The organism is Streptomyces sp. NPDC093064 (assembly GCF_044754605.1).
In the GTDB taxonomy this organism is placed as follows: Bacteria; Actinomycetota; Actinomycetes; order Streptomycetales; family Streptomycetaceae; genus Streptomyces.
Window position 1 is genome coordinate 1 of sequence record NZ_JBIVPK010000030.1, and the last position, 18,755, is coordinate 18,755.

Sequence of the window (18,755 nt, forward strand, 5' to 3'; positions counted from 1 at the left end):
CATGATCCACAGGGGCCGTGTTCGCCTACTTTCGGGGCCCACTACCGACATCAACCGATCAAGTCAGGATGAGCCGGGCAAACGCCGGGGCCCTGAGCCGAGGGCAGGGGCCTCCTTCACTCCCAAGGGCGAAAGGACCGCTCGTTTCCCGCCTTTGCATGGCTATGGGGGCAGAATGTCCGCCATTCCGCGGTCTTTGAGGCGCCCCGGGCGTACTGCCATGTCGCCTGGCGGGCCGCCAGCCTGTGTGGGAACCCGAGCGCGGCGAGCGGTGTACCAGAGATGACGGTGCATCGCGGGCCGGGCATACCGGTCGGATCGGGGGCTTCCCATGAGGTGGCGCGGGCGTAAGGGCAGGTGCAGTTGGGGCATCTTGGCCGCCATCCTTCTGATATTGCCGGCTTCGGTGTCGGCATGCGTCGAGATGGACACGGACAGGAGCAAGGACGGGGGCGCGCAGGCGGGTGAGCGCACCGCTTCCCCCGAGGCGGCGGTCGTCCCCCGGATTCCGTACGGGACGGACCTGCCCGGCAGCTCGGTCGCCGTCGACTTCGCCAGGGACGCCAGTGGGTTCGCGCTGCTCGCCGAGTGCGGGAAGACACGCTGTCGGCAGCGAGTTGCCGTGCTCGACAAGGGTGCCGACGCCTGGCGGCTCGGACGTTCCCCGCTGGCGGACGTGACCGTGGAGCACGGCATCACGGCGACGCTCAGGGTGCTGGGGCCCGGTCGCGCGCTGGTCACGGAGGGCGTGTGGCCTGCGCCGGACCGGACCTGGTTCACGAGTGACGGGGGACGCCACTGGCGGCCGGGCTCAGCCAGGCCCTCGGGCACGACCTTGGTGCTGCCCGAGGGCGTCACCCTGTTCGAGGACTGCACACGGACGGACCAGGAGGGCAACAACTGTGAGCACGCCCGCATCCTCACGGCCCTGCCCACCACCGGAGAGTTCCGGTCCCTGGCCACTCAGCCCCCACTCCAGCCCCCCGTGATCCCGGCCGGGCAGACCAAGGACCTGGTCTTCGCCTCCGGTCGTGACCCGCACTCCGGCCGTGTCGCACTCGCCGTCAGCGAGGACGGGGGACTCAGCTGGCGGTTGTCCCGGCCGACAGGAACCGGAGAGTCCGTCTGGGCCCTGCGCGTGACCGGAACCGGAAAGGTGCTCTACGCGGCAGAGCCGGGCCAGCTGCCCGACGAGGACAACGTGAAGAACGGCCTGCTGGCCCTCCACCGCAGCACGGACGGGGGCCACACCTGGGAACGCGTCTGGGAGCACCGCAAGAGCGTGGAACCGCGCTCCCTGCTCGGCACGCCGGTCGCCGCCGTCGACGGCAGCCTGACGATCTACAGTGAGGACGGCATCTGGCGCAGTACCGACGGCGGTCATTCCTTCACGCGCCTCCCAAACTCCCAAGGGATGTCGGGCTGGGTGACCACGACAGCGCTCGGCTATCTGTGGGGCGACAGCTTCGGCGCCGGGAGCTGGGGCATATCCACCGACGGTATCCACTGGACCAAGTTCAAACTGGGCAACCGGACCTGAGCAGCGTCGGGGACTGGCACGGTGGCTGCCGCTCGATTTCCAGTCCCCACCGCTTCAAACCGGTCGGACAGATTCAGCTTCGGACAAGCGGCGGCGTAGGCGGCATGGTGCTCGGCGAGATGGGCGACGCCCTCCCCTGTGAACTCGAACCCCACGACGTAGCCGCGGGAGCCGGCCAGCCCGCGCGGAATGAGCTGAACGAGCACCAGGCCCGCCCCTACTCCGCGCCGACGAAAACGCCCCCAACCCCGCCCCGGACGGGCTGGTCCCGCTGATCCACGCCTCAAGCACCCCAACCACCCACCGGCCAGTGGATAAGAACTCACGAAACTGAGACAGCGTCACCCCGCACGCGATAACACCCCCACGACAGCGATGCACCGCGAAACTCTCACGTCCAAGACAGTGGCCCTACACCCCTAAACCACCACCCACCAGCAACAACACACCCAGGCCCACTGTCTCTCACCCCACTGTCCCGAAACCGAGAGATCGCATCCGGGGGTCAGGACCGTGATTCCGGTGTCCCGTGACAGACGATCTTGACCGATTAACAAATGATCTTGACGGCCCCCGGCGATCCAGTTCCGGCCGATCCGGTTCCTCACATCGCCCTGGGAATGTCCTTGAGTAGGCGCAGGGCCTTCCGCCAGAAAGCGGCGGAGGTACGCCAGTTCTTCTCTGCCTCGACACTCGCGCGCGTGACGGCGAGTTCCTTGCCTGTGGTGCGGACCATGTCGATCCGGTGGGTGACGGACGTCAGGACGTTCAGGTGGTACGGCCCGATTCCCAGATAGGACGCTGCCTCCTCTTGGGTCATCCAGGGGCCGCCTGTCGGCAGACCGGCGGCCGCGGGCCAGCGCCAACGCTGACGCTAGAGCGGGGCGGTAAACGCGGCGCAGCATCCCGGCACCCGGCTGTGCTCGTTCTGCGGTGCTGCTGCCGAACTGGACCCCGAACAGGCGCAGACGCCCGGACTCGGTCAGCGGTGAGTTACGGTGCGGCATGAGGGCCTTCTGGTCGCCGGTGCAGATGCCGCAATCCACACCAGGCCAGAAGGCCCTCACCCATTTCAAGATCCGTCAGCCGAGACCTCCGTCACCAACCTCCGTGGACAGGAAACCAGGCGCCGCCAGCAGATCAGACCCGAGCCGCAGTTCCTGCGGCAGGTACTCCCACAGCCGGAGCCGTCAGAGCCGCGCCCGATCCGTCGGGGTGGGGGCGAAGGCCTCCCCGGACCGCAACGCCTGGTCGAGCTCAACCAGGCGTTGCAGATCAGGCACTTCACCCGATTCGGTCAAGAAGTCCACGACCACCCCGTTGCCCACCGGCCGGGTTCGACAGCCAGCGAGCGCGTCCCCCGCGAGCCGGGCCCGTCCTTCCGACAAGTAGGTGGCGAGCCCGGTACGCGGCGTCCTCCTCGGGATCCGCCCCGCAGCTTCCTGGGCATCCCACAGTTCGTAGGTTCCCGCATCAGCCCAGTCCGGATCCCAGGAGTTCACGAGGGCTTCAAGCAGATCACGAAGAAAATCCGGAATCTGCTCGAAGCCCTCGTTCCCTGCACGAGTGATCTTGAGCACCGCGCTGTTCTTCAGTGTAGGCAGGTCACTCGTCCCGCCCACCGTCGCGGTAATTCCCAGTTCCAAGCCTCCCGTGCCGTTTGAGTCAGCTACGAGATTAACGCCGAGTTCCAACTCACCATCCGCCACCCTCTCTTCGAAAGCAGAACGGATCCAGTTCGTCACAGAATCGCCGTCACCGGGGTCGAGGTGCTGCTCGCCAGCGTTTCGCCAGCCACCGCGAACTCCCGGCACCACGTCGTCGATCCCGGACAGGAACTCTACCCAGGATGCCGCCATTTGGTCGACCGACTCGGCTCGCGGCCCCCAGAAAGCCCGGACAAGGAATTCCTGCTGGACGACCTGGCGTCGAATACCCGGACGGGATATTCGGCAGGTGCAGTGCCCGGAGGCGGTGGAGTCCGCACCGGGCACCACCCTGCCCACCACACGGAGTGGTCCGCCAGAAGACACCGGCGAACCACTCCGTATCCTGTCCGACCGCGGACTCAGTCGGCTTCGATCAGCGGCGTCGCGCCGGGGAAGTCCGGTGGCAGCCCGTCCGGCGCCACCGTCCCGGACACCAGGCCGGCGAGGTACTCCGTGAGACTCCCCTGGAACTCGCACCAGTCGTCGTTGTGCCCGCTGACGAGAACGGTCCAGGCATCGGCGCTGGCACCACTCGTGCGCCAGAAGAACACGTCGCCCTCACAGGAGTCTCCCCAGGGCACGAGTCCCCCTGGCTCCGGATACGGAACATGACCGTGCGACATCCCGGAACCACGGAGATCCGCCAGGTCGCCGAGGAGCCTTTTCATTCCCGAGACGAAATAACGCTCTTCGCCGGGGGTGGGAATGTGGAGCCCCAAGAATTCATCGATCGTGAATCTCGGGTACACCTCGGCGAGGGCGACGAAGTCCGAGGGGAACACGACCCCCGTCTCCGCCGAAATGAGATCCCAGTCGATGCTCCGCCGCTCATCCTCTCGAATGTCGAGCAGAGCGGGCAGCGCTTCCTCAAGCTGCTGAAGACTCAACAGGTCACCTGACTTCCCGGTACGTTGCTCACGAGAACCCCCGCGAACAGAACCCGGTTGGGGGTCGTTGCGGTCATTCTGATACCAGTCGGGATGTTTTCCCGTCCATTGCCATACTCCAACTGCCCAGAGTACAACACCGGCTCACCTCCATCGAGGGCACTGGCCATCTTGTTCTCGCACTTCTTCATACCGGGGTCGTTCATTTGCTTGAAACCGGTGAAGATGTTCTCCCGGACCCAGTCGCCGTTGAACCTGTCGCCGATGATATGAGACCGGTTGAAGATCCACTGGTTGTCACGGTCCCTCTTGGCAACGTAACCAGGTGGGTTCCAACTTCCGACCCGCTTGCCGCGCGAGTTCGGCGGCTTCAGATCCTGGGGGCAGATCAGGGCCGTGGCACCGGTGGGCGCACCGTCCACGAGCGGCTGGTAGTTGTACCGTTGGCTGCGCGGCAGATTGCAGGACCCGTCGCGGGTGTCGGGCATGAGTGGGGGCCGCGGGGTGCTCCGGTCGATGGTGATGAGGCGCTTCTCCTCCTGCTCGCCCTCACCGAAGATCCCGTCCACGAGCCAGTCGACCGCCATGTCGGTCGGGCTCTCGACGCCGGCGATGTCGGAGATGACGCCGACGGCCAGGCTGACCAGGTTGCGCTTTCCGGCCGTCTTGAGGCCGAACTTGAAGAAACCTTTCCAGCCGCTTCCGGTGGCCTCCTGGACCGTGTTCTTCGCGGCGCTCTCGATGGTGTCGATGACGCCGCCGACGGAGAAGTGCCCGTCGATCTCCACGAAGGACGCGGGGTTGCCGCCGCCGAAGGCGTACCGGTTGCCGGTGAAGGGGTCGGTGCCGAGGTTCATGTCGGCGAGGGCGCCGTTGTACATGTCCCGGGTGGTGAAGCGGTTCAGGCCCGGGTTGTAGTCGCGGAAGCCCATGTCGTAGGTGCCGGACTGGGCGTCCCAGCGCTTGGCGTTGAAGCGGTAGGGGTTGTAGGCCTCCTTGGTCGGGTCGGCGGCGTCGGGCTTGTCGATGCCGCTGAACTCGGATCTGTCGTCGGAGCCGTAGGCCGTGTAGCCGTACGTCGCCTTGGTGTCGCCGTTCTTGTCGGTGAGGGTCTCGACGTCGGTGTGGCCGTTGTAGCCGTAGTAGCCGTCCTCGGTCGTGCCGTCGCTGTTGTGCTTGATCTGCGACAGGCGCTCGCCCCACAGGCTGTACTGGTACGACTTGGTCAGCGTGCCGGCGATTTTCTCGTCCAGGATCTCGGAGGACAGACCCAGGTACTCGAAGTCGGTCGTCTTGCCGTCCGCGGTCTTGGACGCGGTGCGGTCGAGCGGGTCGAAGGTGTACGTGGTGGACTTCATCGCGCCCGTGTCGTCCGCCTTCTGGGACTCGATGACGTGGTCGAAGCCGTCGTACACGCTCCGCTCGATGACCTTACTGCCGCTGGTGGTTGACTCTTGACGGCCGTACGGGTCGTAGTTGTAGGTCGCCGTCGTACCACCGATGGTGGCGGACAGCAGTCGGTTGCGGTCGTAGTTGTAGGTGGTGGTAGTGTCCTTGACCGTCTGGCTGATGACGTTGGCGTTGTCGTCGTGGACGTACGCCTCCGTCCCGGCGCCGTTGCCAGTCTTCGCCGACTGCTTTAGCCGGTTGGCCGGGTCGTAGGTGTAGTCCGTGGTCGATGACAGGTACGCCGCGTGGTTGTCGGCGTTCATCTTCTTCGCGACGTCCTGCGCCTTGTTGCCGTTGGGGTCGTAGGCGTAGGTGTGGGAGGAAACGAGGGTGCCGTTGGGCTTCTTCTCCGCCGTCGTCTTCAGTGCCGCGTCGAGGTAGTACGTGTAGTCGACGGTGTTGCCGTTGGCTTTGGTCTCCTTCAGCTTCTGGCCGCGGTCGGTGTACGTGTACGACGTCACCTTCGGCGAAGCGTCTGTCGCGGACTTGCCCACCGAGACCGTTTTGACCAGTTCGCGCAGGTCGTAGGTGTATTTGGAGAACTGGTCGGGGTGGGTGACGGTCTCCGACTGGCCGTTGGCGTCGTAGGTGTACGACGTGGCCTTCTTCTCCTGGCCCGTGAGGGCCTCGGTCACCTTCTGGACCTGGTTCAGGCCTGTGTAGGCGATCGTGTACGCATCGGCCTTTGTACCCGGCGTGCCGTCGGTGATCGAGGTCAGGTTGCCGTTGGCGTCGTAGACGTAGTTGAAGGACCGCTTCTGCTCGGCCACCGGGTCACCGGACGTGTCACGGACCAGCTTCACCGCATCCGCGACCACGACGCCGCCGCTGTTCTGGAACAGCTGCACCTTCGCGTCGTTGCCCTGCTTGAAGGTGTACCCGCCCAGTGGCACCCAGGTGCCGGTGCCGGTGTTCTGGTCGAGTGTCTTGTCGGTCGTGCCTGACGCGTGCGTGACCGTGTACTTCGCCGCCGTGGCCGCGCTGGTCATCTTGGGGAACTTCACGTACGCGGTGTACGTGCCGTCCTTGGGGATGGTGAGCGTCCAGGTGAAGGTGTCCGTGCCGGTGCCGGCCGCGTGAGTGAGGTGGTCGTAGCCCTGCTGGCCGGGGAGGTCTCCCTTCGTCCAGGTACCGGTGGAGGAGGTGTTCTGAGTGTCGGAGTTGTCAACCAGGACCACCGACTTGCCGACCGGGATGCCGTCGTCCGTACGGGACTTCAGCTTGCCGTCGGGGTAGTAGGACCAGGCCATGGTGCGCGAGGTGTCGCCACCCGCCGCGGTCAGCGTGCGTGACGCCTGCTGCCCCAGCTCGGTGTAGTCGTAGGTGGCGACGATGTCCCACGGGTCCGTGGACGACTTGGCCCAGCCGTTGTCGAAATACTCGTAGGTGGTGTCGTTGCGGACCGTCTGCCCCTGCGACGGCGGCAGCGACGACTTCGCTACCCGCCCCACCTTGTCGTAGACGGTCTGGGTGTAGACGTTCGGGTTGTTGTAGCGGGCGTCCGCCGGGTCGTAGGGCTGGAACTGCTTGACCGGGCGGTTGAGCGCGTCGTACTCGGTGCGCGCGGTGAACGCCGTGGTGGAACCGGCTGCCACCGTCCTGGGGGTGAGCACCTTGGTGGTGTTGCCGACCTGGTCGTACTCGTACTTCGTCGTGCGGTACGTGACCGTCGAGGTGCCGTCGTGCGGGACCTTGACCTCGGTCTGCTGGCCGCGCTCGTCGTAGCTGATGAGCGTGGTGTTCTTCTCCGCGTCCGTGGCGGAGACGATCAGGGAGTCCTTGTCGTAGGCACGCTTCGTGACGTTGCCCGCCGCGTCGGTGACCTGCGTGACCCGGTGGTTCAGGTCGTAGTCAGTCTTGGTGGTGTACGCGTTCGGGTCGCTGGAGGCGTTCTTCTTCGGGTCCACCACCGTGATCGTGTTGCCGACACTGTCGTACGCGTAGGAGACCTTGTCTCCGTCCGCGTTTACCACCGACGTCAGCTGGTAGATCTCGTCGTAGTTGCTGGTGGTGGTGTAGGAGCCGGCCGCCGCGCCCGCCAGGTTGCCCTTGGGCTCGGTTGTCGTCTTGAGGTTGCCGGCCTTGTCGTAGGTGTAGGTCGTCTTGCGCTCATCCGACGTGGAGGTGTCCTTCGGCGCAGTCGCCGACGTGACCTGGTCCGCGTCGTCGTACACCGCAGTGGAAACGGCACCGTTGGGCGCCGTCGACTTGGTGACATTGTCGTTGGCGTCGTACTCCGGTGCCGGAGAGGTGATCACGACGCCCGGCTCCTTGGGCACCGTGTTGACCAGCGGACGCCCGAACACGTCGTACGTCTGCTTGGTCGCCTTCTTGTCGGCGTCGGTGACCTGGGTGACCTGGCCGCGCTCGTCGTAGACGAAGTCCGTCGAGTTCTGCAGCGCGTCGGTGATCTTCGCCGGGTAGCCGGTCGGCCCGAAGCCGCCGTACCAGGTCGGGTTGCCGTTGGCGTCGGTCGCCTTGGTCAGCTGGCCGTCGGCGTCGTACTCGTACTTGGTGGTGTAGCCGCTGGTGGTCGGCTCGCAGTCCCCCGGCTTCCAGGTCGCCGTGCCCTTGGGGTCGGTGACCGTCTTCAGGTTGCCGAAGCAGTCGTAGCCGAACGTCCAGGCGTGGCCCTTCGGGGAGGTCTTGCGGACCAGGTCGGCCGCGTAGCCGTCCTTCCTCGTCTGGTATTCGTACTTCGACGCGTTGGCCGGCCACTTGGAGGTGTCGGTCACGCAGGTGGCCGTCTGGTCCGGCACGCCTGTCTGGTTGTTCTCCGCGTCGCGCTGCCAGAGCGGGTAGCCGGTCTTCTGGTCGTAGCAGTACGCGGTCTTGGCGCCGTTGGCTTCCTCCAGGTAGGTGACGTTGTTGTCCGCGTCCCAGCTCATTTTCGTGGTCTGGGACTTGGCGTTGGTGGTCTGCACCGGAAGGCCGAAGTCATTCGTCACATACTTCGTGGTGTGCGACTGGGCGTCCTTGACGGTGGTGGCGAGGAACTCCTTGTTGTCCGCGTCCACCGCGTAGGTGAAGTCCGTCGGGCCGTTCAGGCGGTCGGTGATGGTCTTGGTCCACCAGTGGTAGGTCGAGTTGTCGCCGGCCTTGGGCTCGTAGTAGTCCAGCTTGGTGTCGTGGCCGCGCGGGTCGGTGGCCCTGACGAGCTTGACGTTCTTGTTGCCCTGGGTGGAGTCGTAGGTGAACTTGAAGTCCTTCGGCTGGCTGGAGCCGTCACCATCGGTGAGCTGACCGAGCTGGCCCTTGTCCGTGTAGTAGAACGAGATCTTGCGCACGGGCAGGCCCGTGACCGACCCCGAGATGTCCGTGATGGACTTGATGTGGTCGTAGATCTTGGAGTTGTTCAGCTTGGTGCCGCTGACCTTCTTGCCCGCAGCATCGATGTAGTCGTACGTCGCGTCGCTCTTGTTGTAGTACTCCACCGTCAGCGACTGACGCCCCACTGGGTCGGTGACGTACTTCAGGAACTTCGTCGGCTTGTTGTTGGACTGACGTTCCTCGTACGTGTACGTCTGCGTGTTGCCGTTCTTGTCGACCACCGACGTCATGTAGCCGTCGCAGCCGAAGAAGAAGCGGGTGCCGTCCGGGCGCAGCAGGGTCCAGGCGTCCGGGATCGGGTCCTTGGCGGGGGTGCAGTCCAGGTTTTCCTTGGAGTACAGCTTGTAGTGGACGCCGGCCGGGGCCTTCCACACCTTGTTGGTGGCGTCCCAGCGGAAGACGTGGGTGGTGCCGTCGCCGTCGGGCAGGCGGATCTCGGTCGGGTTCGGCTTCGGGTGGAACTCCAGGGGTGCGCCCAGCCGGATGGGTCCGGCTGCCTGGCCGGACCAGCCGGCGCCGAGGACGGTGTCGCTGGTGTCGAGGGAGTTGTAGGCGAACCGTGCGAAGGTGGTCAGGCCGCGTCCGGGGTTGGTGAAGGCGTTGTAGGACCACACGGTGTTGCCGGAGGCGAGGTTGTTCATGACCGTGGAGCCGGCGCCGGTGTTCTTGCCGGTGTAGGAGTAGAACTTCTCCAGGCCCAGGGTGTTGGAGGTGGGGTCCTCGACTGCGACGTTCTGCTTCAGGGCGGGGATGCCGCCGGTGCCGGCGGACAGCCAGCTGCCGTCGGAGACCTTCTTGATGTCCCAGCCGAGCACGTAGTCGGTGCGCTTGTTGCCGGAGTCGGAGTTGATCGGCGTGGCGACTTGCGCCTTGATCGTCGCCGACTCTCCCGATGCGAGCGTCGGGATGGCGGTGGTCAGCTGCTTGCCGCTCGAGGTCACGTCCGTGCCGTCGGGCAGCTTCCACGTGTAGGACAGGACCCGCTCACCGGCCGCCCACGCGGTGCTGGTGGTGTTGGTGACGGTGAAGTCCACCGTGTAGGTGGAGTTCGGGGTCATACGGGCCGGTGTCTGCGGCGCGTAGTAGGTGTCCTCGGTGGTGGAGTCGACGTAGATGACGCGCAGCAGGGGGCCGATTTGCCAGTCGGAGGTGGCGGAGGACAGGAATACGGTGCGTTCCTGCGGGCCGGTGGACGATTCGTCCTTCAGCCTGAGCAGGGCGCCCTTGTTGGAGGTGGGGGTTTTGATCCAGCCCTGGGTGAGGCTGGTGGCGTTCCACCAGTGCCGGCCTACGTCGGACACTTGTGCGACGGTGTCGGAGACGGTGGCCGAGTAGTCGCCGCCGGCCGTCGTCCATGGGGTGGTGGAGGTGGCGTTGTTCCAGGTGGTCGTCTTCTCGTCGAAGTCCTTGGTCAGGCCGTGGAGTTCGTAGATTGCTCCGTTGGTGTCGGTGTTGGTCTCCGCGCCCCACATGAACATTCTGGATTCCAGCACCGTCGCGGTGGTGGGGATGTCCTTGGTGGGGAACTTCAGGACCGTTCGGGTCTTGCCGTAGGTGGGTGAGTTGTTGCCGACGCTCACCCAGTTCTGGGCCTTGTAGGAGTCAAGGGTGTCCTGGTTGCTGGTCGGGCGTGCGGAGGAGAGTGTGGAGTCGGTGACTCCGGCGTCACGGCCCTGGATGAGGCGCATGGTGCGGCCTGCCTTGGGCACGCCCACGATGCGGGTGGGTGAGCCGAGCAGCTCGCCGTTCTTCGTCTTCACCGCGAGCTGGTAGTAGTACGACCGGCCGATCTGCGCTGTGGAGGAGTCCGGGGTGGGGGTCGCGGTCGTGTCCGTGTACTCCGTGACCGACTTGCCGATCGGCGCGACGAGAGTGGCCGCGGACGGGGTGAAGGACTGCTGCGTGGAGCGGTGCAGCTGGTACTCCGCGATGTCCAGCCCGCTGTTGCCGGTGGTGTTGGTGTACGCCTTCCACGACAGCTTGGGGCCGGTGCCGTGGACCACGGTGGGCGAGTCGAGTTCGGTTCCGATCGTGCCGTAGGTGACTGTCAGGCGCGGGATGGTCGCGGTCTCGCCGCCGTAGTCGCCGTCACCGGACTCGTAGCGCGGGCCGCCTTGGGGGGGCCGTGGACGACTCGTCCGTGCCCTTGAGTACGAACCCGTAGTTGGCCTCCGAACCATTCAGCCACTTCTGCACGGTGTCGGTGACCGGGAACTTGTGCCACTGGTTGAAGTCGCCTTTGGCCTTGGTGATCTGGGCGGGGTTCACCAGCCGGACCGCGTCCGCGATCACCGCGGTCGTCGCGGTTGCCGGACCATCCCCCAGCACGACCTTGCCCGCCGTGCCCTTGGCGAACGGCAACTTGTTGCCGTTGTTGAGCGAGGCCCACACGCCGTTGGTGCCGGACTGCTGGTTGACCGGGTAGGTCGCCGACCCGCCGTTGTACGTCACCGTGTACGGGGCGTTCGTGGCCCTGTCGCTCGCCGCGACGTAGTGCACGTCCACGCGGTAGTCACTGGTCTCGGGGACCTTCGGCTGCCAGGTGTAGGTGTCCCCAGGGATGGTGTCCCTGTTGAAGACGTAGTTGCCGCCGATGGCGTACTGCTTCAACGTGGATGTGGTCGCCGGCCAGTTGCCCTTCGCGGCCGTGCCCGGCTGCCCGTCGTCCAACTCGACGCTGGTTCCGGACAGTTCACCCACCAGTGCGCTGGTCTTCTCCCAGGTCGCGCCCGCCGCGTCCCACTTGCCGGTGGCCCGGTGCGCCTCGATGGTGACATCGTTGCCGCCGGTGGTATGCGTCTGGTCGTAGTACATCTCCAGCCGCGCGGAGTCGATCTTCGTGCCCGCCGGGATCTCATCCAGCGGGAACCGGATCAGTGAGCGTGCAGCCCCCGTCTCGGTCTTGCCCGCCGCCAGCTTCCAGCTCGTGTTGAAGTTCGTCGTCGGCAACTCCTGCAGGACCATCGTGTCCTGCGAGGCCGACGGAGACGGCGCGATCGTGATCGTCGGGTCGATCACCACCGGGTACTGCCGCTCCTTCGCGGCCAGCCACCCCGCATCCGGCGTGACCGTGATCTTCCAGCCCTTGCCGTCCCGGACCAGCCTCTGCGAGACCTTCGGACTGTAGGAGTACCCGTACGGCGAGGAGGCGTCCTTGCGGGCGTCCGTCATGAACGCCGCCGGGATCACCATCACCGGCGTGTTCGGCAACTCCCCGAACAGCGCAATGGAGCCGTCCTTGCGCGCCTTCGGCGTCAAACCGCCCGCATCCAGCGTAAACGTGAACGTCAGCGGGCCATCCGGCCGCTTCGCCAGGGTGATGTTCTCCTTCACCCGGCCCGGCCCCACCTCATACGCCAGCTCCGCACCGGGCACCGCATCCTTGTAGACGACGGTGGAGCCCTTGGCCTGCGGGGCGAAGTTCTTCTTGGTGGCGCCCTTGAGGCCGAGGGTGACCGACTGACCGTCGGCCCCCTCGAACCGCAGCAGACGCTCCGGGTCCGACCCGAACCAGCTCTTGCCGGAGTTGGTGGTGTTGGCGAACTCGAAGCCCTTCGCCGCGCTGCCGCGGACCGTGGTGTCGATCGACTTCCACGTCGCCTTCTGGCCGGAACCGGACCGGTAGGAGGTCGGCGCAGCCGACAACTCCGCCTGAACCCGGCCGTCCGACATCTGCCAGAACCGCGCCTTCGCCGTCCGCTGACCCGTCAGCTCCCGGACCCGCTTGGCCTTCGGATCCTTCTTCCCCTTCGGCAGTTTCTGCCGGTCAGCTATCCCTAAACCGTCATGCGACGGCGGCTTCCCGTTTACCTTGCTATCGTCCGAGAACCAGCCCTTGACGGTGTCGACGATTCCCTCGCCACCACTGCCATCAGCGGGCGTCGCATACGCGATCTGGGGTAGTGCGGTACTCGCCACCGCGGATACCACCAGGCACGCGATAAGCCTGCCCAATCTGGGTTTCACGCCAAACCTTTCCCATGCGTCGTGTCCGAAAACTGCCGCTGAGAACCCCACCACCAGCAGTGACGGGAAGTCATGCGCAGCGGCGCCGGGATTTCTAGTCACCTCAAAGACGCGATGTCAAGCGATTGGACATTGCCGACACTTGACCCTCTTTACTGACGCTTGAGGGCGAAAGAGGAGGGGTGAATGTCCGTTATATCTGGTCGCTGGACAGCCGTTTCCCGTGCCATGTATAAACGCCCGGCTCACGCAACAGCGAAATGGCATGTGCGAGAGGAAAAAGCATGGGCAGCACGCCCCGAAAATCCACGACGGACCAGCCGCTATCCGATACCAGGTACGAGGAAAGCTCCGGAAACACGCCCGAGATCGGATCCGGGACCGTCATGGCCGCACGTGAGGATGACGGCACGTCGCCGAACGGCACCGAATCCACGTCTGCGTCCGCCGACCGGCATTCTCTGCGCGGCGCACTGATCGCGGGCGGTGCAGTGCTGGCCGCCTGCGCCGGGCTGGTCCTCTACGGCGTGCTCAACACCGGCAACAGCGGCGGCACAGCCGAACATCGTGTCCCCGCCGCCCCGGTGACCTACGAGGTGACCGGCGAAGGCATCGTCGACATCACCTACCAGGCCCGCAGCACCTCAGGGACAGCCACCCGGGTCAACGCAGCCACACTGCCGTGGCGCACGACCGTGGACGTCCCGCTCGGCCAGGAACCGACGATCAACATCGTGCTCGGGGAGAAGGGCGGGCAGGCCCGCTGCGCCCTTTCCATCCGCGGGCAGCACGTCCAAAGCGGCACCGCCACCGGCGTGTTCGGCCGCGCCACCTGCGCCGGCCAACTCCCCCACGAGGACGCGCCGGAGAGCTGACGCGGGCCCTGTCCCCGGCACACGCCAAGAGCACGACCGAGCATGCACGAGACAACTCCGAGGAAATCCATGAGCTCCACAAGGTCCCGTTCCCGCCGCATACGGTCCGGCAGACGCCGGGTGTGGCTGGCCGTCGGTGCGACGGTGCTCGGCGGCGCGAGTCTGGCCACGGCCGCCGTCGCCTTCACACCCGATGACTCCGGGGACACCACACAGGCCCGCCCGGCCAGCTTGGACACGATCGCGCTCGTCGGCTCCAGCAGCTCGAAGCGCGCCCTTCCCCGCACCGACACCAAAGCCTTCTCTCTGATCGGTGTCTCCTGGAAAAACCACACCAAGGGCTTCGACGGCACCGCCCAGATCCGTACCCGCAGCGCCGGTACCGGCGAGTGGACCGACTGGCGCGACCTCGACTTCGACACGGTCGCACCCGAGACCGCCGAAGGCAGCGCCCCGGGCACCCGCGGCGCCTCCGAACCGCTGTGGGTGGGCCCCTCCAACGCGGTCGAGGCACGAGTCATAGCCAACGGCAAGCAGACCATCACCGTCCCCGACGGACTGCGCCTGGACCTGATCGACCCCGGCACCACCCCCAACGACAAGGCCACGGGCAAGAACAACGGCAACGGCAACGGCAACGGCCAGGGGAACGGCCAGAGCAAGACCAACGGCCAGGGGAACGGGAACGGCCAGAGCAAGGGCAATGGCCAGGCCGGCACGAAACCAGGCGACTCCGCGGGAGGCCCTTCGGCCACCGCCGAACAGCCGTCCTCCCCCAGCACCTCCTCCGCAGCCGGCGACACCCCACCGGACACGGCCCCGTCCAGCACGCCCACCCACGACGCCGGCAACGGCGGCCAGGACGACGCGCCCTCCACCACCCCCGAGGCCACCGCCGACGACGGCAGCAACACGCCGGAACCGACAGGCCCGGCCGACAACACCACCGAGGAGCCCACAGCCTCCTCGAGCACCACCCCGGACGCAGAGCCGACCGCGGGCTCCGAGACCCCCGGCTCGGCGGACTCCGACAGCCCCACCGCTCCCGCCGACAGTGCCCAGCCTGAGCCGACCGACCCGGCCCCCGAGCCCAGCGACGCCACCTCCGAGCCGTCCGCCCCCTCGGCGACCGAGACGCCCACGCCCACCGAGCCCGCCGCCCCCGCGATCGTCGACCGCGCCACCTGGGGCGCCGACGAGACCCTGGTCAAGGACCCGCCCGAGTACCTGGCCAAGGTGAAGGCCGTCTTCGTCCACCACACCGCAGGCACCAACGACTACAGCTGCGCCGACTCACCCGCCATCATCCGCGCGATCCTCGTCTACCACGTGCGGACCGAGGGCTGGAACGACGTCGGTTACAACTTCTTCGTCGACAAGTGCGGCACCGTCTTCGAAGGCCGTGCCGGCGGCGTCGACAAGCGCGTGCGCGGCGCCCACACCTACGGCTTCAACGGCGACTCCGCCGGTATCTCCCTGCTGGGCGACTACGAGAACGGCGGCACCCCGACCGCGGCCGCCAAGCAGGCCATCGCCGACCTCGCCGCCTGGAAACTCAGCCTGGACGGCGTCAACCCCCAGGCCCAGGTCACCCTCACCGCAGCGGGCGACACCGGCGTGTACAAGAGCGGCCAGAAGGCCACCTTGAACACCATCTCCGGCCACCGGGACGGCTTCGCCACCCTCTGCCCCGGCAAAACCCTCTACGCCGCACTCCCCGGCATCCGCACCGCTGCCGGACAGTCCCGCTACGCCACACACTGACCCACCCCGCTGCTGTCCCAGCCCCCGTCGGCCGGGACAGCGGCGCCGGTCCGTTCCAGATCGGTACCGGGGCCTTGTGCCGTACACGTCGGGTCTGCCCCCACCGTGCCGTGCCGCCTTCCGCCCCAGGGCCAGGCGGCCCCGTGCGCGAAACGAGTTCCTCACCCGACCGTCCCCCGTCACTCGTCCCGCTTGAACCTCCCGTTTCTCCAGATCAAGGAGCCATCGTGCGAGTCCTGCCCCGTCAGGTTCTGACCACCACCGCCGTCCTCGGTGCCCTGTCGGTGACGTCCGCCTGCGGCGGACACGACAGCCCTGCGGCCTCGGCGGCGGACGACGTCGATGTGTCGCAGCCGTCGCAGACGGGCCCCACCGAAGCCTCCCCCACCGGGTCCCCGAGCGCCTCCACCTCCGCATCCACCAGCCCGTCAACCTCAGCCTCGGCGTCGGCCTCGGCCTCCGCTTCGGCTTCGGCTTCGGCGTCCACAGCCGCGCCACATGCCGCAAACAATGCCAACGGTCCGGCGAGTGGTGCGGCTGCGGGTAACAGCGGTGCGGCAGCGGCCCCGGCACCTGCCGCACCCAACTTCCCGGTGCCGGTCCAGGTGGGCAACGCGACCCAGCTGATCACCGTCAAGGCCAGCGGCTCCTACGCCACCGTCACCGCCTGGAGCAAGACCTCCGCAGGCTGGAAGGCGCAGTTCAGCACCAGCGCGGGCCGGGTCGGCTCCAACGGCGTCACCGACGGAGCCACCCGCCGCCAGAGCACCTACACCACCCCCACCGGCACCTACACCATCACCGAAGGCTTCGGCGTCCAAGCCTCCGGCACCGCCATGCCCTACCACGTCGTCAACAGCGACGACTGGTGGGTGGAAGACCCCCAGTCGAAGTACTACAACTCCATGCACGGCGAGCAGGGCGCCGACTTCCCCCTCACCGAAGCCGGCGAACGCGGCAGCGAACACCTCATCAACTACCCCACCCAGTACGCCAAAGCACTCGTCATCAACTTCAACCGCTGGCCCGCCACCCCCGGCCGCGGCGCCGGCATCTTCCTCCACATCAACGGCAACGGCGCCACCGCCGGCTGCGTCTCCGTCCCCCGCACCACCATGGACCAGATCATGGGATGGATCACACCATCCGCCCACCCCCGCATCGCCATCGGCTGACAGCCAGCGCCCACCCCTTTTCGAAGATCCCGGACAGGTAGTCGGTGATCTCGCCTTCCAGCACAGCCCCCAGCAGTCGCTTGGGGCCGCCGGCAGGGCGTCGATCGTCACGTCAATGGCGTGCACGAACATCCGACCCCTCGCAGATACGCGAGCGAGCCCGGACCGGCTTGTCCGGGCTCGCGGGCTGTTCGGGGCCCGGCTGCTACAGGTCGAACTCCAGGTGCTCGATGTTCAGGTGTCGGATGCGGTCCTGGTCCGTGGAGCCGATCGGCGCGGTGTAGCCGCTGGTCGCCGCCTTCTGTCGGGCCTTGGCCCGGATCTGCGGTTGCCACCGCTTCTTCACCTCGCGCTCCAGGCGCGCGGCGAGGTCCGGGCGGGGCTTCTTGATCTGGTCTTTCACGTACCGCTCGACGGTGCGTTGGGAGATACGCAGCATCTGGGCGACGGCCTTGGTGCTCTTGAGCTGCTTGACCAGGCGCTCTTGGGTGTCGGGCGGGTGAACGCCTTCTGCACCGCGGCGTCCAGGCCGTCCCCGAACAGGCTCATCGTCCCCTTCTCCTACTCTCCGTTGTCGACGTCGGTGACGGTGCCGTCCTTGATGTACCGGGCGAGGTTGAGTTCCGGTGCGTTGAACCGCTCGCGGACCTCTTCGCCCCACAGGACGGTCTGGGTGCCCTCGTGCTTGACCAGGCCGGGGTTGATGCCGAGCTTGAAACCGCCGGGCAGCGGCTTGCCGTCCCGGTAGGGCAGGAAGTCCAGCGGCGAGGGCCCGTTGGCTGCGTAGACGACGCAGTCGGAGAGGATCGCGACCGGGTACTGCCCGGTGAACGCCGCGTGCTTGACGATCTTGCGGTGCAGGTTGATCCGGGTGCGGGAGATGACCGCCGCGCGGATGTCCGGCCGCCACGTCGGGCGGGACAGGGCGCGCCACGGCTCGCCCGGCCGACAGCGCTCCCCGCGCGGGCGCTCGCGCAGCTTGCCCAGGCCGCCCTTCACCGTCGCCTTGATCGCCGAGACGACCCGCGCCGTCGCCAGTGGCGAGGCCTGGCCGTCCTTCAGAAGTCGTAGCAGGCGTAGGCGCCGTCGGGCGCGCGGGCGATCCGGTCCGAGCCCCAGCAGTGGAGCATTGGCCCCACGCGGTACAGGGCGGCGCCACCGGCCAGCAGGACGAGGACGGCGAGCACGGCGGTCACGATCCGCATGACCGTCATCCGCCGTACGAGCCACCAGGCCCCGGCGACCGCGAGCGCCCCCAGCACCAGCATGACGGCCGATATCGAGGCGGTGTTGTTCTGGATCCCGGGAAAGCGGTCCGGGTGCGCGGCGGTTTGGACGGCGGCGAAGGCGAAGAAGAACAGCAGCAGCCCCAGCAGCAACAGTCCGACGGAGCCGGCCCCGCGGCCGACGGCCCGGCCCCGGCTCCGCGGGCTTCCGGGCACCTCGGCGGCGTCCGCGCGCACGAGCCGCCGGTCCAGGACCGCCCGCAGCCGGTCCACGTCCTTTGGGTCCGCCACGGCCCGCTTGGGCAGGACGACGACGCCGACGGCGGACTTGTCGGCGCTCAGCAGCACGAACAGCTCCGGGGTCTCGGCATAGCGCGGGTAGAGGTGCCAGTCGAGGGTGGCCGAGCTGTGCGCGGTGGTGAGCCGGATCCCGGTGTCGTCGACCGTCCCGCGGATGTCCCCCTGCCGTTCGGCGAGCCGGTGGAGCTGACGCGCCTGCAACCACGGCACCGCAGTCATGAAGGCGGCGAAGACCACCACCCCCGCATACAGCTGCCACGGTGTGTCATGACGGCCGGAGCCGGCCGCCGACAACAGGGCGCCGACGGCCGCGGCCGCCACCGTGAAGACCAGTACCCGGCGCTGAAAGCGTCCCGCGCCAGTATTCCTCGCACGTGCCCGCAGCGCGGACGCCAAGTCGCCGACGGTCGGCCGGTAGACCAGCTCCACCGATCTCCCCGCGACCGCGTCTGTCATTTCCCGGCTCTCGGCCATGTCCCCTCCCCGGTTCAGTGATCAACCGGATCGTAGAGGCATTCTCAGCCGCTCCAGCGA

11 protein-coding genes and 2 pseudogenes are annotated in these 18,755 nt (G+C 67.0%); 4 read left to right on the forward strand and 9 right to left on the reverse strand.

Going from position 1 to position 18,755, the window contains the following annotated elements; translation table 11 throughout:
• The first annotated feature begins 424 nt into the window (after positions 1–424).
• Positions 425–1,540 carry a WD40/YVTN/BNR-like repeat-containing protein gene (locus ACIQFZ_RS28865; RefSeq protein ID WP_402692533.1) on the forward strand — a complete coding sequence of 372 codons (1,116 nt, stop codon included), beginning with the start codon at positions 425–427 and terminating at the stop codon, positions 1,538–1,540.
• Between the two features lie 604 nt (positions 1,541–2,144).
• On the opposite strand, the gene ACIQFZ_RS28870 is transcribed toward ACIQFZ_RS28865, so the two are convergent.
• From ACIQFZ_RS28870 to ACIQFZ_RS28890, 5 genes are all read right to left on the reverse strand, one after another.
• Positions 2,145–2,360, reverse strand: coding sequence for a hypothetical protein (locus ACIQFZ_RS28870; protein WP_402692534.1), 216 nt, complete (start codon positions 2,358–2,360; stop codon positions 2,145–2,147).
• A gap of 370 nt (positions 2,361–2,730) precedes the next feature.
• Entirely contained in the window at positions 2,731–3,399 is a 669-nt protein-coding gene (locus tag ACIQFZ_RS28875) for a hypothetical protein (protein ID WP_402692535.1), read from the reverse strand.
• Between the two features lie 209 nt (positions 3,400–3,608).
• On the reverse strand, positions 3,609–4,136 hold the full coding sequence (locus tag ACIQFZ_RS28880) for a hypothetical protein (RefSeq protein ID WP_376409538.1): 528 nt from the start codon (positions 4,134–4,136) through the stop codon (positions 3,609–3,611).
• The gene (locus tag ACIQFZ_RS28885) at positions 4,133–11,095 is read right to left on the reverse strand and encodes a DNRLRE domain-containing protein (protein ID WP_402692536.1); all 6,963 of its coding nucleotides are present in this window, start codon (positions 11,093–11,095) and stop codon (positions 4,133–4,135) included. Before ACIQFZ_RS28885 ends, ACIQFZ_RS28880 begins: the two co-directional genes overlap by 4 nt.
• Positions 11,004–12,833 carry a DNRLRE domain-containing protein gene (locus ACIQFZ_RS28890; RefSeq protein WP_402692537.1) on the reverse strand — a complete coding sequence of 610 codons (1,830 nt, stop codon included), beginning with the start codon at positions 12,831–12,833 and terminating at the stop codon, positions 11,004–11,006. Before ACIQFZ_RS28890 ends, ACIQFZ_RS28885 begins: the two co-directional genes overlap by 92 nt.
• Positions 12,834–13,165: 332 nt before the next feature.
• Here ACIQFZ_RS28890 and ACIQFZ_RS28895 point away from each other — a divergent pair, with 332 nt between their 5' ends.
• Both ACIQFZ_RS28895 and ACIQFZ_RS28900 read left to right on the forward strand, forming a co-directional pair.
• Positions 13,166–13,756, forward strand: a complete 591-nt coding sequence (locus tag ACIQFZ_RS28895) for a hypothetical protein (protein WP_402692538.1) — start codon at positions 13,166–13,168, stop codon at positions 13,754–13,756.
• 69 nt (positions 13,757–13,825) lie between these two features.
• The gene (locus ACIQFZ_RS28900; RefSeq protein WP_402692539.1) at positions 13,826–15,520 is read left to right on the forward strand and encodes an N-acetylmuramoyl-L-alanine amidase; all 1,695 of its coding nucleotides are present in this window, start codon (positions 13,826–13,828) and stop codon (positions 15,518–15,520) included.
• 244 nt (positions 15,521–15,764) lie between these two features.
• Here the strand turns inward: ACIQFZ_RS28900 and ACIQFZ_RS28905 are convergent, their stop codons facing one another.
• On the reverse strand, positions 15,765–16,007 hold the full coding sequence (locus ACIQFZ_RS28905) for a hypothetical protein (protein ID WP_402692540.1): 243 nt from the start codon (positions 16,005–16,007) through the stop codon (positions 15,765–15,767).
• 106 nt (positions 16,008–16,113) lie between these two features.
• Here ACIQFZ_RS28905 and ACIQFZ_RS28910 point away from each other — a divergent pair, with 106 nt between their 5' ends.
• On the forward strand, positions 16,114–16,695 hold the full coding sequence (locus ACIQFZ_RS28910; RefSeq protein ID WP_402692541.1) for a L,D-transpeptidase family protein: 582 nt from the start codon (positions 16,114–16,116) through the stop codon (positions 16,693–16,695).
• Between the two features lie 229 nt (positions 16,696–16,924).
• Here ACIQFZ_RS28910 and tpg read toward each other — a convergent pair.
• The 3 genes and pseudogenes from tpg to ACIQFZ_RS28925 all read right to left on the reverse strand — a co-directional run.
• Positions 16,925–17,244 (reverse strand): annotated as a pseudogene (gene tpg, locus ACIQFZ_RS28915) (telomere-protecting terminal protein Tpg); the annotation flags it as partial.
• Between the two features lie 12 nt (positions 17,245–17,256).
• Positions 17,257–17,724 (reverse strand): annotated as a pseudogene (locus ACIQFZ_RS28920) (transcriptional regulator); the annotation flags it as partial.
• A 29-nt stretch (positions 17,725–17,753) separates the two neighbouring features.
• Complete coding sequence (locus ACIQFZ_RS28925) at positions 17,754–18,695, reverse strand: YcxB family protein (protein WP_402692542.1); 942 nt, start codon at positions 18,693–18,695, stop codon at positions 17,754–17,756.
• Between the last annotated feature and the right edge of the window lie 60 nt (positions 18,696–18,755).